Consider the following 13,953-nt stretch of genomic DNA (forward strand, 5'->3'; position numbering starts at 1 on the left):
GGCAGCGGGCGTCCTGATGGAGTCCAGCGGCTCGCGCTATGGCAAGCGCAGGCCGGTGTCGCAGTGATCGGCTATCAGTGCAGTGAAGGCTTGGGTTGCGGCGCGGACGGCTCGTTGAATTCAGTGAACAGCAGCAGCGGCGCTACGCGCATGTACTCCATGACTTCCATGTAGTCGGTTTCGCCGTCTTCGGACTCTTCCAGCGCGTCCTGAACCTGGGCAATCGCCGCCAGATCCTCCAGAACCGCCTTGGCTTCAGTGCCCAGCGGCTTGTCGCCAATGGCCAGACCGAAACCTGCCAGGAACCCCTGACACCATTGGCCCAGCGCAGCAGCACGCTCGGTCAGCGGCTCGTCGTCGCCCGGCAGCAACAGCACGACGGTCATGTCGTCGCCGGTGAGCTCGCCCTTGACCATCTCTTGCAAGCCGACGAGCGCCTGACGGATATTGTCTTGCGGCTCGGTTTCGAGCAGGACCGACGCGTCGGCGAACCAGCCTTCGTTGTCGAAACCGGCACCTGCGCAACTGCGCCCCAGCAACAGGCCATGCAGCTCGGCGGGAGATACCTGGTGACCGCCACTGTTGAGCAGAGTGGCGAACGCTTTGTACGGAGAATTCTGAATGGGCATGGGTAGCTAGTCGCCAAACGGCGCAATGTCTAGAATGAAGGCCTTGTATCCTAGACTATCCGCGCGACAAGATCACCCGGACGGCGGTTCGAGCTTGAGCACAAGCATCGCTCCCCCTGCCATTCATCAGAAAGTATTCAGTGGAAAACAATGGAAGACACCGACCTGCAAGCGCTGATGAAACGTGTGGAGCTGCTCCTGAAGTATGCCGAGCAACTTAAAGGCCAAAACGCACTCTTATTAGCTCAGGAAAAGACCTGGCGCGAGGAACGTGCCCAACTGATTGAAAAAAACGAAATCGCCCGGCAGAAGGTCGAGTCAATGATTTCGCGCCTTAAAGCCCTGGAGCAAGACTCATGAGCAATGGCAACAGCGTTACCGTTCAGATCCTGGACAAGGAATATTCGATCATCTGCCCTCAGGAAGAGCGCACCAACCTGGTCAGCGCCGCCCGCTACCTGGATGGCAAGATGCGTGAGATCCGCAGCAGCGGCAAAGTCATCGGTGCAGATCGCATCGCCGTGATGGCTGCCCTGAACATCACTCACGACCTGCTGCACAAGGAACATCTGCCTGACGTACAGACTAGCGGTTCGACCCGCGAACAGGTCCGCGATCTGCTCGACAAGGTCGATCTGGTGCTGGCGACAGACACGCCCGGCACACCGGATTCAACTCGGGGCTGATTATTGCGGGGCATTTCTGTATACTCGCTCTGCTCCCTGGAGTGCTTGCCAGTCGGTCATGTCCCTGAGCCGATACGCACAACCACGGGGGTTGCACGTTGGGGTTGGTGTGCATGTCCGCTCGACGGAAAGCCTTAAAACCTCCTGCAATCTCCACCTTGAACTTTCGGGTTCAAGGGCTAAACCGACAGCGGTTCGTCGGGGAGTCCATATTCAGTTCGTTGCCAGCCCTGTTGTCTGGCAACGACGACCCCGCTCCGGCTTCAACCTCCTTTCCGGATCAGCCTGCATGACCTTCTGCTCATGACCAGCGCCCAATCACTTACTCGTCCGCAATTGCGCCGCCAGCTACGCAAGGCACGCAAAGCCCTGAGTCAACGCCAGCAACGCAAAGCCGCACGGGATATTTATCGTCAATTGGCGCAGCACCCGCTGTTTCGACGTGCCCGGCATGTTTCGCTGTACCTGCCGATGGATGGCGAGATCGACCCGCGGCTGTTACTGCGCGAAGCCCAGCGTCGCGGCAAGGCAACCTATCTGCCGGTGCTCAACGCATGGCCGCGCACCCGCATGGTTTTTCAGCGCGTACGCCCCGGCGAGACGTTCATCCCCAACCGTTTCCGCATCCCTGAGCCGCGCATCGACCGGGCAAAGCAGCGCACTATATGGGCGCTCGACCTGATTCTGATGCCGTTGGTAGGTTTCGATGACGAAGGCGGTCGCCTCGGCATGGGCGGAGGTTTCTACGACCGCAGCCTGGCGTACCTGGCGCGCAGAAAGACCTGGCGCAAGCCGGTGTTACTGGGGCTGGCTCACGAGTGTCAGAAAGTCGATCGACTGGCGCAGGCCAGTTGGGATGTACCGCTGCAAGGCACGGTATCGGATAAAGGCTGGTATGTGACGCAGACACTCTGATCGTTCAGCCAACAAGGCTATCAACGATCAGAGTACAAGCAGGGCTCAATGCCTGCCGGGGACTTTTTGCTGCTGCTGTGTGATCTCGACTGGAGCATCATCCTTGGTGGACCACAAGCTCTGTGCATAACCGGTTGTCACGACACCCAAGCCAAACAGAATAACCAGAATCCAGAGTAAATCAGGCTTGCGTTTCATTGACTGCCCTCCTTAGGCAAATCAATACGATGTCAGCATCGGTTTTGTATAGGCCGTGCAACAGCGTGGAACTTTGAAGGGCGGCATTTTGCGGTAACGTGAACCAGTACGCAAATAGTGGCGCGAACCGATTGTCGGTTTGTCATCAAACTGTTCGTCATACCGTAAACCTTTTGTCTGTGGAGTGAGCACAATGGCCTATTGGCTGATGAAGTCCGAGCCTGATGAATTCTCGATCAGAGACCTGCAACGACTGGGCAACGCTCGCTGGGACGGGGTGCGCAACTATCAGGCGCGTAATTTTCTGAGAGCCATGGCAGAGGGCGACGCGTTCTTTTTCTATCACTCCAGTTGCCCGGAGCCGGGCATCGCCGGCATCGGCAAAATCGCCAGATCAGCCTACCCGGACCCCACTGCACTGGACCCCGAGAGCCACTATCACGACGCCAAGGCCACGGAGGAAAAGAATCCGTGGAGTGCCATCGACGTCGAGTTCGTAGAGACCTTCAAGCGCGTGCTGGGGCTGGGTTATCTCAAGCAACAAAGTCAGCTGGAGCAACTGCCTCTGGTACAAAAAGGCAGCCGGCTCTCGGTCATGCCGGTGACCGCCGAACAATGGGCGGCGATCCTGACATTGCGCTGACGAACGTTATTGAACGATGAAGTTATTGAACAGCAAGTCTTCGACAATCGGCTTGCCTTCTTCATCGTTCATGACGCGCTGAACCTGCTTGAGCGCTTCCTGACGAATGTTTTCCTTCGCTTCGGCGCTGCTCATGGAATCAACGGTCTGCTGAGTGAACAGCGACACCAGTTGATTGCGGATCAGTGCATCATTGCGCTTCACGGCAGCCTCGGCATCGGCACCTGTTACACGCAGGGCAATGTCAGCCTTGTAGACACGCAGCTTCGGGCCGCCATCAAGGGCGTAGTTACCCACGAACGGAGGCGTCAGCGAGACATAGGCCGCTTTTGGCGGGCCGCCTTCTTCCTTGGCTTCCTCTTGCGCCATGACAGGCAATGACAAGGCCAGCAACATCAGAATCCACGCTTTCACAGTCCACTCCTTAATACGGTTTGCCACGTAGCTTACAGCTTATGTGTGCTTATCAGGCAGGGCCATGCTTGTTGACCCGGGAACCCGCTTAACTGACTTTATCGGCCATTACCGGAAAAGGAATAGCCCGATGAAAGCCCTGTTATGCAAAGCCTTCGGTCCTGCCAGCACACTGGTGCTCGAAGACGTCCCCGGCCCCGCGATCAAAAAGAACGAAATTCTGCTCGACGTGCACGCCGCCGGGGTCAACTTTCCCGACACCTTGATCATCGAGGGTAAATACCAGTTCAAACCACCCTTCCCGTTCTCACCGGGGGGTGAGGCCGCAGGCGTGATAGCCGCCGTCGGGGAGAACGTCAGCCACCTGAAAACCGGCGACCGCGTCATGGCCCTCACCGGCTGGGGCAGCTTTGCCGAGCAGGTCGCCGTGCCCCACTACAACGTGCTGCCGATTCCACAGGGCATGGACTTCACCACGGCGGCCGCATTCAGCATGACCTACGGCACCTCCATGCACGCCCTCACACAACGCGCCCGCCTGCAACCCGGCGAAACCCTGCTGGTACTCGGCGCATCCGGCGGCGTCGGCCTGGCCGCCGTAGAAATCGGCAAAGCCCTCGGCGTCCGCGTCATCGCCGCCGCCAGCAGCGCCGAGAAACTCGAAGTCGCCAGAAACGCAGGCGCCGACGAACTGATCAACTACAGCGAAACCAGCCTCAAGGATGAAGTCAAACGCCTCACCCAAGGCAACGGCGCCGACGTGATCTACGACCCGGTCGGCGGCGACCTCTTCGACCAGGCCATCCGCAGCATCGCCTGGAACGGCCGCCTGCTGGTCGTCGGCTTCGCCAGCGGCCGCATTCCGGAACTGCCCGTCAACCTCACCCTGCTCAAGGGCGCTTCGGTGGTCGGCGTGTTCTGGGGCTCGTTTGCGCAGCGACAACCGCAGGACAATGCGGCGAACTTCAAGCAGCTGTTTGCGTGGTTTGAAGAAGGGAAATTGAAGCCGCTGGTGTCGACGGTTTATCCGCTGGAAAGGGCTGGGGAGGCGATTGATTTGTTGGGTGGACGGAGGGCTGTGGGGAAGGTGGTGGTGTTGGTTGCGAAGAGTGCCTGATCCTACTCGTCAGCAGGGGAACGGGAACAGACCCTAGTAGATATGAGAGTAGGCACCTACCTCTATTGGAGAGATTATGCAAGCGCACCATTTTCGGTGCTAAGAGAGGTGTGAAATGTCCCAGAGTTTATATATAGATATAATTAAAAAAGCTATCTATGCTCCAATTGCAAACACACCAGGTCTAGATCCTAAAACCGCCTCCAGAATCATGACTGAAATAAGAACTGAAATAAGCAGTGAAACTAAATTCTCTGATCTAACCAGAAAGTACAAGAACATAAGTAAAATAGACCTAGCCTACGCATCATTTGAAATCATGAGGCAGGACGACATTAAAATCCCTGAAAAACTTAAAGAGAACTATACTAAAGAATGGAACGACAACGACTATACTTACGTATCCTTAAACCACATCAAACTTAATAGCACACTAGAAGACGAAATCGAAAAAACCAGCACCATTGGTGAGCTTGCCAAATTTCTAGAGTAACATGGAAAAATCAACGCAGTGGGTAAGATACATCTAAAGTCATCTTACTCACTTATATTTACCAACCTCAAAAATATCAGCACCTTTATATAGGCATTAAACCCTTAATAGCTTCTACTGAAACTTCAATCAGAAATGCCTAAGCTTTACCGACCAACCTACCGCGCATTGACGGATAGCCGGACTTTTCCCGAAATGAGCTACTTTTTTGAAAAACCCATGGGGGATTTATTTTTTTCGCATCATCTTCCCTATCAAACGCGCGCAATTCACCAATGCCCATCAGTGTTTCCGTGCCGTCCACAGATTCGACAACGCGAACAGCGCGGTCAACTGAGCCATGTCTTTCATCACCCCGCGGAAGCGCACTTTAAAACAACCTGATACAGAGCACCTGGCGCAAACGGCCGCCCCGAAATAAAAAACACTAAAACCATCGGCGAACTTGCCGACCTTCTAAAGTAAATTTTATAAGCCAATGCAGCGAGTGATGATGAACATATTAGTTCATCTTTGCCCGCGTCATCACCGCCGCTAGTGTGCTGTTCGCGAAATAATTTCCTGTGCATTTCGTCTACACTTCAAACGTTATCCCTGCCTTGGAGAGCTTGCCATGAGCGCTCTGGACATCACACTTAGCCCCGAAGAAAAGACCGAGCTGAAACGACGGATGCGCTCTGCCACCATTCCTCAGCGAGAAGGCCGGCGAGCACGGATTATTCTACTGGCTGCCGAAGGCGAAACCCGAGACAGCATTGCGCGATTGACCGGTTTTTCCTGCCCGACAATCACCGACTGGTGCCAGCGTTTCCAAGCACATCAGCTTGATGGGCTGATCGACAAACCGGGACGCGGACGCAAGTCGCCTTTGCCTGCCGAGACAGTTCGCCGTGTCCTGGAACAGGTCACCCGTCCTCGCATCGGAGAACCACGCTGGAGCTGTCGGAGCATGGCAAAGGCGGCGGGTATTTCCTCGACCACCGTCCATAAACTGTGGGCTGCCAATGATTTAAAGCCCCACCTGACGCGCACATTCAAGTTGTCTAACGATCCGCAGTTTGAGGAGTAATTCTGGGATGTGATCGGGCTTTATCTGGCCCCACCGGACAAGGCTTTGGTGTTGTACTGCAATGAGAAAAGTCAGGTTCAGGCAGTGGAGCGAACACAGCCGGGTTTACCTTTGGGCATCGGTCATATCCAGACTAGATCGCACGATTACACCCGCCATGGCACGGTCACGTTATTCGCCGCACTGGATTACCTCCAAGGAAAACTGATCAGCAGCATCGAGCGTCAGCACCGGCATCAAGAGTGGTTGGATTTTCTCAAGAAGATCAATAAAGAAACGCCCAAACACCTCCAGCTTCACCTGATCGTCGACAACTATGCGACCCACAAGCATGCTGCTGTGAAAGCGTGGCTGGCGAAACATCCTCGCTTTCATATTCATTTCACGCCGACCTCCAGCTCTTGGATGAACATGGTTGAACGCTTCTTTCAAGACACCACGGTGTATCTTCGCGACGGCAGTTTTGCCTCGGTTCGCGAGCTGGAGAGCTCCATTACAGCGTTCATGGCGTTACGTAATGCTCAGCCGACCCGATACGTTTGGAACGCAAAGGGAGAGGAGATTTTGAACAAAATTCAACGGGCGCGTGAAGCACTTGAAACCGCAGGCAAAAAGCAAATTATTTCGAAAACAGCACACTAGGCTAGTAGAACTTGGTCGCCAACACGCAGAGCGCCTTGCCCAGGAAGCCGCACAACGCCAAGCCGAAGAAGCAGCGCGCGTAAGAGCCGAGACGGAAGAACAGGCTGCGCAGCAGCGAGCCATAGAGGCAGCGTTCCAGCTTGCACAGCGTCAGGTCGAAGAAGCCGAGCACGCATTGGCCCTACGCAACGCCGAGGAAGCTCGCGCTAAAGAGGCCGAATCCAACCGAGCGATAGAGATGACGTTCGGGCCTGAGGCGTCGCGAGAAATCGATAATGCGATCAAGGTGCTGAGAGGCACTATCGAAATCGCGATCACCGACTTCTCGAATACGATCAGCGCTCACGGGGCGTTCGACATGAGTCAGCTTGAAGCGATTCAAAATATGAGCGCGGTTCACTGATCATTTCGCTGAAGTTGCCGGGGTCAAGTCAGCACTGATTTGACCCCGGCACCACACGATAGATCTGACATTCTCCGGCAAATAATCCACCTACCTGAAGGTCGGATCATTTGGTAACTGACGACGATATCCGGTTCAGACCTCCAGACTGAAACTCACTCAAAAGCAGGAGGATTACCTGAACTGTGGGAGCGAGCTTGCTCGCGAAGGCTTATTCACAGGGCAACAAAAATTTTCGTTGCCATGCTCGCTCATGCTTCTCTGGAGACTCCGCGTCCAATCTTGAATGTGCCTCATGGAGCGAATGGTGACGCGGAGCCTTAAGAAAGGCGTTCCCGCTGACGCGTGCGAAACGAGAGATATCCGTCGGCTGTACCGGCCCCTTCGTGAGCAAGCTCACTCCCACAAGTACGCGGCGCGCACGATGTCCGTAATCAATACCGCTCAACCCTTACAGCGCCTTCCTCACATTCTCCGGCAAATAATCAACATACCTGCGCATCGGATTTTTTTGGCATTGAGCGACGATGCCCGGCGTCGCTTCCAGCAGCTCAAGAACCAGGGCCTGCCGCTCGTCCAGGGTGAGAAAATGCTCTATGACCGGACTGCTCGACAGGTACAGCTCTGTGCGCATCAGCGCATCCGGTTTGACGTCCTTGCGCCATTTGCGTCCCTCGAACATTTCCGTATTCAGCTGCCAGCACAACACCTGCCTCAGCTCGACATTGGCTGCCAGCGGCGGGTTGGTATGTGGACGCCCCGTGAAATTGAACGTGACCGTAACTGCTTCGCCCTCGGGATGAGAAGCAGACGGCTGCCAGGGTTCGAAGACCCACTGTTCGACAGCACTTCGGGTCAGGCTGATGAGCCTAGGATCGGGCGCGCCCAGCACTTCGAGGAAGCGCACGCCTCCATCGGCCTGAATGAAAACTCTGATGCTGACACTGCGTTTTACGAAGGAACGAAGCATCGATGTCGGATAGCCCGGCTCAGGCATATGCAACGGCACCGGATACGACGGCAACGCCTGTGCTCCCCCCGCCGAAAGCAACCCCGTAAGCATCATGCAACCCAGCACGCAGCTCATTCGCTGCCCTCCGCTTGCTCGGCCAACCCCACCATCAATGCCTTGATCGGCGTCGGCAGATAGTCGCCGTACAGACGATCGGGATTGCTTCGGCAATTGCTGACCATCATCGGTATCGCGGCGCCCAGTTGCTCAAGCAGGACCTGGCGTTGGGGCTCGCTGCGCAGGTGGGCAATATGGCTGCCGAACAGCGCCTGCCCGGTGTACCAGAACACGTCGACCTTACTCAGTGGTTCCTTGGGATAGTCCTGGCGGGCGGATTTCACTTCGTGGTTCAGGTAGCCGCAGCGGATGTTTCCCAGGCCCACGGTCACTTCGGTGTTGAAGCGCCGATAGCCGTGGGAACCGAAAATGACGGGCACGGTGATCGTGGTCATGGGCGGCGCGCCGACTGTTCCGACCCAGGGTTTATAGCGCCATTGGCGGAGTGCCCGCTCCACCGCTGCGGCGAGCTGCGGATGCCCGCTCTCGATCGCCCTGGCTTCACGAACCTGTCCGTCGGATTTGATCCACAGCTGGGCGCGGACCTTGCCTGCATAGTGGGTCTTGACCAGCTCTGGTGGAAAAACCGGTGTCGGCGTGTATATCGGCACCAGAAATGGCTCTGCAGCGCCGACGGGAGGGGCCAGTGCTGCGGCAATCATGAACGCGGTGATTCTCATTGTTGTAGGGGCTCATCGTCGTGGTGCACCTCCAGGGCGCAGTGATGACGATGGTATGAACCTGCCGACACATCAGTCAGCACACGACTTCCGATACGCCTGTAGGACCCATCCCAAACAATTGAAACGTCTGTAAACACTTGCGCAATGTTCATAAAACAACAGCTGATTGCCTGCATTTCCTACAAAGAATCAGCCCGAAGGCACTGCTTTTTTCTGTAATGAAAATGTAATATTCGCATTCGCAAAAACAACAATAATCAGGAGCTTCTCCATGTTTGGGTTTTTCCGCCCTGCCAGGCATCAGGCACCCCTTCCCGAAGAAAAGGTCGACAGCACCTATCGCCGTCTGCGCTGGCAGATCTTCGCAGGCATCTTTATCGGCTATGCGGGTTACTACCTGCTGCGCAAGAATTTCTCGCTGGCGATGCCGTATCTGATCGACGAAGGCTATACGCGTGGCCAGCTGGGCGTGGCGATGTCTGCCATTGCGATTGCCTACGGCTTGTCGAAATTCCTCATGGGCATCGTTTCGGATCGCTCCAACCCGCGTTACTTCCTGCCGTTCGGCCTGCTGGTCTCTGCCGGGATCATGTTCATCTTCGGCTTCGCGCCGTGGGCGACGTCCAGTGTCACGATCATGTTCGTGCTGCTGTTCATCAATGGCTGGGCCCAGGGCATGGGCTGGCCGCCGAGCGGGCGGACGATGGTCCACTGGTGGTCGCAGAAAGAGCGCGGCGGCGTGGTGTCGGTGTGGAACGTGGCGCACAACGTCGGCGGCGGCCTGATCGGCCCGCTGTTCCTGCTTGGCATGGGCTGGACCAACGACTGGCATGCGGCGTTCTACGTGCCGGCGGCGGTTGCGTTGCTGGTCGCGGTGTTCGCCTTCGCGACCATGCGTGACACCCCGCAATCGGTCGGCCTGCCGCCTATCGAGCACTACAAGAACGATTATCCGGAAGGCTACGATGCCAGCCACGAAGAAGAATTCAGCGCCCGGGAAATCTTCGTCAAGTATGTGCTGCGTAACAAATTCCTGTGGTACATCGCCATGGCCAACGTGTTCGTTTACCTGCTGCGCTACGGCGTACTGGACTGGGCACCGACCTATCTCAAGGAAGCCAAGCACTTCACGGTCGACAAGACCTCATGGGCTTACTTTCTGTACGAGTGGGCGGGCATTCCGGGCACGCTGCTGTGCGGCTGGATGTCGGACAAGATCTTCAAGGGCAATCGCGGCCTGACCGGCATGGTGTTCATGTTTCTGGTGACCATCGCCACGCTGGTGTACTGGCTGAACCCTGAAGGCAATCCGACCGTCGACATGATCGCGCTGGTGTCCATCGGCTTCCTGATCTACGGCCCGGTGATGCTGATCGGTCTGCAGGCGCTGGAGCTGGCACCGAAGAAGGCAGCAGGCACGGCCGCCGGCTTTACCGGGCTGTTCGGCTATCTGGGCGGGTCGGTCGCGGCCAGCGCGGCGATGGGCTACACGGTTGACCACTTTGGCTGGGATGGTGGGTTCGTGCTGTTGATCGGCGCGTGCATTCTGGCGATGGTGTTCCTTGCGCCGACGCTGCGGCACAAACAGGTCGCCAGCACATCCCGCGACATCAAAGGCTAATCAGGCAGTCTCCGACTTGCAGCGCTTGAGCCGCGCCTCCAGATTCAGGTCTGGCATGGCGTGGCTACGCAGGGCCTTGGCGGTCTGCTCCACGTACTCGCGGGTGGTCCCGTAGCGCCCTCTGGCGCTGGCCAGCACCTGGCTGAGCACGCTGTCCGGCAGGTTGCCTGCGTAGCTGGGCAGATGCCGCTCGAGTACGAAGCCCAGGGCCTGCACCTTCCGGCCATCTTCAAGGCGGCAATTGAGCCAGTGCGGGCGATACGAGGGGTACGGCATCTCGCGCTCCCACAAGGCCAGCAGCGATTTTTCCAGGCATTCATCCGGCAGACGATAGGCGAAGCCGGTGCATGAACCGCCACGGTCCAGACCGAATACCAGCCCCGGTACTTCCGGCGTGCCACGGTGTTCGTGCGACCAGAGGTAAAGCCCGCGGTGATAACCGTGCACTCGGGCGCGCTGGCTCTCCACGGCGGTGCACTCGGGACGCCAGATCAGTGAGCCGTAGGCGAACAGCCAGACCGGGCCGCCCTTGTGACGACGCATGGTGGTGTTCATGGATGCGAGCAGTTGCTCGCGGGTAAGCTGCGGGCCCATATCGATAACGGGCGGGTACGTCAGGCCAAGGCCGTCATGCACCGCAGCGGCCAACTCGTTGATTGGATTCTCCATTTGCCTCCCTGACAGTCTGACTGTCAGTTTTTACCGAGCCCCGCCGACTCGCTCGTGGTTGAGCGGCATCAGGGTGTCGTGGTTCGGTTGTTGCCACAGGCCAACGGCCTGCCTCTACTAAAAGTTGCCTGGCGACGAACAGGCATCGCCATCGGTTTTAATCAGTTAAAGCAATTTACACTCCACTCCTGCAGCCGTCAGTCCGGCATTACGCACGCGGTGCGTAGGCGAATACGTCTGCGCGCATCTGATGGGCGTCCATTCCGGCGGCGACCAGAGCGTCCAGCGTTCCGTAGATCATCGCTGGCGAGCCGCTGGCGTAGACGTGGACGGCCGACAGGTCCTTGATGTCCTCGCAAACCGCCTCGTGCAGCAGACCGCAACGCCCCTCCCAGCCGCACAGGTCGCTGACGACCTTGTGCAGGAACAGATTCGGCAGTTTCGCCCACTCATCCCAGTGGCTGACCTGGTAGAAATCCTCGGGGCGACGCACGCCCCAGTACAGGTGCACGGGATGACTGAAGCCTGTGGAGCGACAGTGTTCCAACAAACTGTTCATTTGCGCCATGCCCGTACCGGCCGCGATCAGCACCAGCGGCCCGTCCGGCAGCTCGGCAAGGTGGGTGTCGCCAAAGGGCAGCTCGACCCGCGCCATGCGGTTGCGTTGCAGTTGCTCGATCAGGCTGCGCGCACTGTCTTCACGAGCCAGTACGTGCAGCTCCAGTTCACGACCGCAGTGCGGCGCCGATGCGATGGAGAATGCCGACTTCTCGCCGTTCTCACGCTCGATCATCAGGTACTGCCCGGCGTGATAACGCGGTGGCTTGCCGGCCGGAGCGCGCAGGCCGACCCGCCAGACATCACCACCCACTTCGACGCACTCGCTCAATTGGCAGGCAAAACTGCGCACCGGCAGCTCACCCTTGGCCAGCACGCCATCCCAGAGCACCACGCACGCTGTCAGCGGCTCGGCCACACAGGTATGAATTTCGCCGTGATCGAGCGTCTGCCCCGACTGCATTACCTGGCCCTCGACCAGCAGAGCCGAGCAAACATGGCAGTTGCCATTGCGACAGCTCTGTGGGCACTCGTAACCCAGGCGCTGTGCCGCATCGAGTATCCGCTCGCCCGGCAGGGTTTCCAGCACCGCACCTGACGGCTGCAAGGTTACGCGCATCAATCTATTCCCAACTGAGTCCAGATTTCGTCCACCCGGCGTGTGGTGGCTTCGTCCTTGACGATCGCCCTGCCCCACTCGCGACTGGTCTCACCTGGCCATTTGTTCGTGGCATCCAGTCCCATTTTCGATCCCAGGCCGGACACCGGCGAGGCGAAATCGAGGTAATCGATGGGCGTGTTGTCGATCATGACCGTGTCGCGCTTGGGGTCCATGCGCGTGGTGATGGCCCAGATCACGTCGTTCCAGTCCCGCGCATTGATATCGTCGTCGGTAACGATCACGAACTTGGTGTACATGAACTGGCGCAAGAACGACCAGACACCCAGCATCACGCGCTTGGCATGGCCGGGATACTGTTTCTTGATGGTCACCACCGCCATGCGGTACGAGCAACCCTCGGGTGGCAGGTAGAAATCGACGATTTCCGGAAACTGCTTTTGCAGAATCGGCACGAACACTTCGTTCAGCGCGACGCCCAGAATCGCCGGTTCATCAGGCGGACGACCGGTGTAGGTGCTGTGGTAGATCGGCTTGATACGGTGCGTGATGCGCTCGACGGTCAGCACCGGAAAGCTGTCGACTTCGTTGTAATAGCCGGTGTGGTCGCCGTAAGGCCCCTCGTCGGCCATCTCGCCCGGATGAATCACGCCTTCGAGCACGATTTCGGCGCTGGCCGGGACTTGCAGATTGCTGCCACGGCACTTGATCAGTTCGGTGCGCGAGCCACGCAGCAGACCGGCAAAGGCATATTCGGAGAGGCTGTCCGGTACCGGCGTCACGGCGCCAAGAATGGTCGCCGGGTCCGCGCCCAGTGCGACGGCGACCGGATAAGGCTCGCCAGGATGCTTGACGCACCAGTCGCGGAAGTCCAGCGCACCACCGCGATGGCTGAGCCAGCGCATGATGATCTTGTTGCGACCGATGACCTGCTGGCGATAGATGCCGAGGTTCTGGCGCTCCTTGTTCGGGCCTTTGGTGACCGTCAGGCCCCAAGTAATCAGGGGCGCAACATCGCCCGGCCAGCAGGTCTGTACGGGCAGCATGCCGAGGTCGACGTCATCGCCTTCGATGACGACCTCTTGGCAGGGCGCATCCTTGACGACTTTCGGCGCCATGGCGATGACCTTGCGGAAGATCGGCAGCTTGGACCACGCATCCTTCAGGCCCTTGGGTGGCTCGGGCTCCTTGAGGAACGCCAGCAGCTTGCCGATTTCACGCAGTTCACTGACCGCTTCGGCACCCATGCCCATGGCTACGCGCTCTGGCGTGCCGAACAGGTTGCCCAGCACCGGGATATCAAAACCGACCGGTTTTTCGAACAGCAGCGCCGGACCCTTGGCACGCAAGGTACGGTCACAGATTTCAGTCATTTCCAGCACAGGCGAGATCGGCATCTGGATGCGTTTCAACTCTCCGCGCTGCTCAAGCTGCTGCACGAAATCCCTAAGATCTTTGAATTTCATTAACCCGGCCATTTATCCAATAGACGCACATCGTACCTGCTCCAGCCCGTCAAGGCAGC

The 13,953-nt window shown here is 57.8% G+C and carries 15 protein-coding genes, 1 other RNA gene and 2 pseudogenes; 10 read left to right on the forward strand and 8 right to left on the reverse strand.

Features of this window, described 5'->3' with window-relative positions:
- Positions 1-74: 74 nt before the first annotated feature.
- On the reverse strand, positions 75-629 hold the full coding sequence (locus tag JOE29_RS23010; RefSeq protein WP_004414488.1) for a YecA family protein: 555 nt from the start codon (positions 627-629) through the stop codon (positions 75-77).
- Between the two features lie 150 nt (positions 630-779).
- Here JOE29_RS23010 and JOE29_RS23015 point away from each other — a divergent pair, with 150 nt between their 5' ends.
- From JOE29_RS23015 to JOE29_RS23030, 4 genes are all read left to right on the forward strand, one after another.
- Positions 780-989, forward strand: a complete 210-nt coding sequence (locus tag JOE29_RS23015; protein WP_002551573.1) for a TIGR02449 family protein — start codon at positions 780-782, stop codon at positions 987-989.
- Positions 986-1,315, forward strand: coding sequence for a cell division protein ZapA (locus tag JOE29_RS23020; protein ID WP_003317331.1), 330 nt, complete (start codon positions 986-988; stop codon positions 1,313-1,315). The genes JOE29_RS23015 and JOE29_RS23020 overlap by 4 nt, the downstream gene beginning before the upstream one ends.
- Positions 1,316-1,345: 30 nt before the next feature.
- Positions 1,346-1,524: non-coding RNA, 6S RNA (gene ssrS / locus JOE29_RS23025), on the forward strand.
- Between the two features lie 94 nt (positions 1,525-1,618).
- The gene (locus tag JOE29_RS23030) at positions 1,619-2,230 is read left to right on the forward strand and encodes a 5-formyltetrahydrofolate cyclo-ligase (protein ID WP_210079896.1); all 612 of its coding nucleotides are present in this window, start codon (positions 1,619-1,621) and stop codon (positions 2,228-2,230) included.
- A gap of 45 nt (positions 2,231-2,275) precedes the next feature.
- Here JOE29_RS23030 and JOE29_RS23035 read toward each other — a convergent pair whose 3' ends face one another.
- A complete protein-coding gene (locus JOE29_RS23035; RefSeq protein ID WP_003317333.1) occupies positions 2,276-2,428 on the reverse strand; it encodes a hypothetical protein in 153 nt (50 codons plus the stop codon).
- Between the two features lie 193 nt (positions 2,429-2,621).
- Between JOE29_RS23035 and JOE29_RS23040 the strand changes: the two genes are divergently transcribed.
- On the forward strand, positions 2,622-3,071 hold the full coding sequence (locus tag JOE29_RS23040) for an EVE domain-containing protein (RefSeq protein ID WP_210079897.1): 450 nt from the start codon (positions 2,622-2,624) through the stop codon (positions 3,069-3,071).
- 6 nt (positions 3,072-3,077) lie between these two features.
- Here JOE29_RS23040 and JOE29_RS23045 read toward each other — a convergent pair whose 3' ends face one another.
- Complete coding sequence (locus JOE29_RS23045; protein ID WP_003403230.1) at positions 3,078-3,485, reverse strand: flagellar basal body-associated protein FliL; 408 nt, start codon at positions 3,483-3,485, stop codon at positions 3,078-3,080.
- A gap of 130 nt (positions 3,486-3,615) precedes the next feature.
- Between JOE29_RS23045 and JOE29_RS23050 the strand changes: the two genes are divergently transcribed.
- The 4 genes and pseudogenes from JOE29_RS23050 to JOE29_RS23065 all read left to right on the forward strand — a co-directional run.
- A complete protein-coding gene (locus JOE29_RS23050) occupies positions 3,616-4,602 on the forward strand; it encodes an NADPH:quinone oxidoreductase family protein (RefSeq protein WP_210079898.1) in 987 nt (328 codons plus the stop codon).
- A 115-nt stretch (positions 4,603-4,717) separates the two neighbouring features.
- Positions 4,718-5,095, forward strand: coding sequence for a hypothetical protein (locus JOE29_RS23055; RefSeq protein WP_058444841.1), 378 nt, complete (start codon positions 4,718-4,720; stop codon positions 5,093-5,095).
- 613 nt (positions 5,096-5,708) lie between these two features.
- A pseudogene (locus JOE29_RS23060) lies at positions 5,709-6,806 on the forward strand (IS630 family transposase).
- Positions 6,805-7,209 (forward strand): annotated as a pseudogene (locus JOE29_RS23065) (hypothetical protein); the annotation flags it as partial. The pseudogenes JOE29_RS23060 and JOE29_RS23065, both read left to right, overlap by 2 nt.
- Before the next feature lie 451 nt (positions 7,210-7,660).
- On the opposite strand, the gene JOE29_RS23070 reads toward JOE29_RS23065, so the two are convergent.
- Together JOE29_RS23070 and JOE29_RS23075 are read right to left on the reverse strand one after the other, a co-directional pair.
- A complete protein-coding gene (locus tag JOE29_RS23070) occupies positions 7,661-8,296 on the reverse strand; it encodes an energy transducer TonB (RefSeq protein ID WP_210079899.1) in 636 nt (211 codons plus the stop codon).
- Entirely contained in the window at positions 8,293-8,940 is a 648-nt protein-coding gene (locus tag JOE29_RS23075) for an energy transducer TonB (protein ID WP_074954059.1), read from the reverse strand. The genes JOE29_RS23070 and JOE29_RS23075 overlap by 4 nt, the downstream gene beginning before the upstream one ends.
- Positions 8,941-9,232: 292 nt before the next feature.
- Between JOE29_RS23075 and glpT the strand changes: the two genes are divergently transcribed.
- Positions 9,233-10,582 (forward strand): glycerol-3-phosphate transporter, encoded by a 1,350-nt coding sequence (gene glpT / locus JOE29_RS23080; RefSeq protein ID WP_003317341.1) that lies wholly within the window; start codon positions 9,233-9,235, stop codon positions 10,580-10,582.
- Here the strand turns inward: glpT and JOE29_RS23085 are convergent, their stop codons facing one another.
- The 3 genes from JOE29_RS23085 to ubiD all read right to left on the reverse strand — a co-directional run bounded on the left by JOE29_RS23085 (position 10,583) and on the right by ubiD (position 13,894).
- Complete coding sequence (locus JOE29_RS23085) at positions 10,583-11,251, reverse strand: gamma-glutamylcyclotransferase (RefSeq protein WP_003317342.1); 669 nt, start codon at positions 11,249-11,251, stop codon at positions 10,583-10,585.
- Positions 11,252-11,459: 208 nt separating this feature from the next.
- Entirely contained in the window at positions 11,460-12,428 is a 969-nt protein-coding gene (locus JOE29_RS23090) for a CDP-6-deoxy-delta-3,4-glucoseen reductase (RefSeq protein WP_103694653.1), read from the reverse strand.
- Positions 12,428-13,894, reverse strand: a complete 1,467-nt coding sequence (gene ubiD / locus JOE29_RS23095) for a 4-hydroxy-3-polyprenylbenzoate decarboxylase (RefSeq protein WP_003317344.1) — start codon at positions 13,892-13,894, stop codon at positions 12,428-12,430. Before ubiD ends, JOE29_RS23090 begins: the two co-directional genes overlap by 1 nt.
- Between the last annotated feature and the right edge of the window lie 59 nt (positions 13,895-13,953).

This window comes from Pseudomonas sp. PvP009 (assembly GCF_017832995.1).
GTDB classification, from domain to species: domain Bacteria; phylum Pseudomonadota; class Gammaproteobacteria; order Pseudomonadales; family Pseudomonadaceae; genus Aquipseudomonas; species Aquipseudomonas syringae.

Excerpts from the sequence above, each read along its gene's own strand:
- JOE29_RS23090 (WP_103694653.1), bottom strand. The coding sequence starts at position 12,428 with ATGCGCGTAACCTTGCAGCCGTCAGGTGCGGTGCTGGAAACCCTGCCG.
- JOE29_RS23030 (WP_210079896.1), top strand. The coding sequence starts at position 1,619 with ATGACCAGCGCCCAATCACTTACTCGTCCGCAATTGCGCCGCCAGCTA.
- JOE29_RS23020 (WP_003317331.1), top strand. The coding sequence starts at position 986 with ATGAGCAATGGCAACAGCGTTACCGTTCAGATCCTGGACAAGGAATAT.
- glpT (WP_003317341.1), top strand. The coding sequence starts at position 9,233 with ATGTTTGGGTTTTTCCGCCCTGCCAGGCATCAGGCACCCCTTCCCGAA.
- JOE29_RS23010 (WP_004414488.1), bottom strand. The coding sequence starts at position 629 with ATGCCCATTCAGAATTCTCCGTACAAAGCGTTCGCCACTCTGCTCAAC.
- JOE29_RS23015 (WP_002551573.1), top strand. The coding sequence starts at position 780 with ATGGAAGACACCGACCTGCAAGCGCTGATGAAACGTGTGGAGCTGCTC.
- JOE29_RS23085 (WP_003317342.1), bottom strand. The coding sequence starts at position 11,251 with ATGGAGAATCCAATCAACGAGTTGGCCGCTGCGGTGCATGACGGCCTT.
- JOE29_RS23075 (WP_074954059.1), bottom strand. The coding sequence starts at position 8,940 with ATGATTGCCGCAGCACTGGCCCCTCCCGTCGGCGCTGCAGAGCCATTT.
- JOE29_RS23070 (WP_210079899.1), bottom strand. The coding sequence starts at position 8,296 with ATGAGCTGCGTGCTGGGTTGCATGATGCTTACGGGGTTGCTTTCGGCG.
- JOE29_RS23055 (WP_058444841.1), top strand. The coding sequence starts at position 4,718 with ATGTCCCAGAGTTTATATATAGATATAATTAAAAAAGCTATCTATGCT.
- JOE29_RS23035 (WP_003317333.1), bottom strand. The coding sequence starts at position 2,428 with ATGAAACGCAAGCCTGATTTACTCTGGATTCTGGTTATTCTGTTTGGC.
- ubiD (WP_003317344.1), bottom strand. The coding sequence starts at position 13,894 with ATGAAATTCAAAGATCTTAGGGATTTCGTGCAGCAGCTTGAGCAGCGC.
- JOE29_RS23040 (WP_210079897.1), top strand. The coding sequence starts at position 2,622 with ATGGCCTATTGGCTGATGAAGTCCGAGCCTGATGAATTCTCGATCAGA.
- JOE29_RS23050 (WP_210079898.1), top strand. The coding sequence starts at position 3,616 with ATGAAAGCCCTGTTATGCAAAGCCTTCGGTCCTGCCAGCACACTGGTG.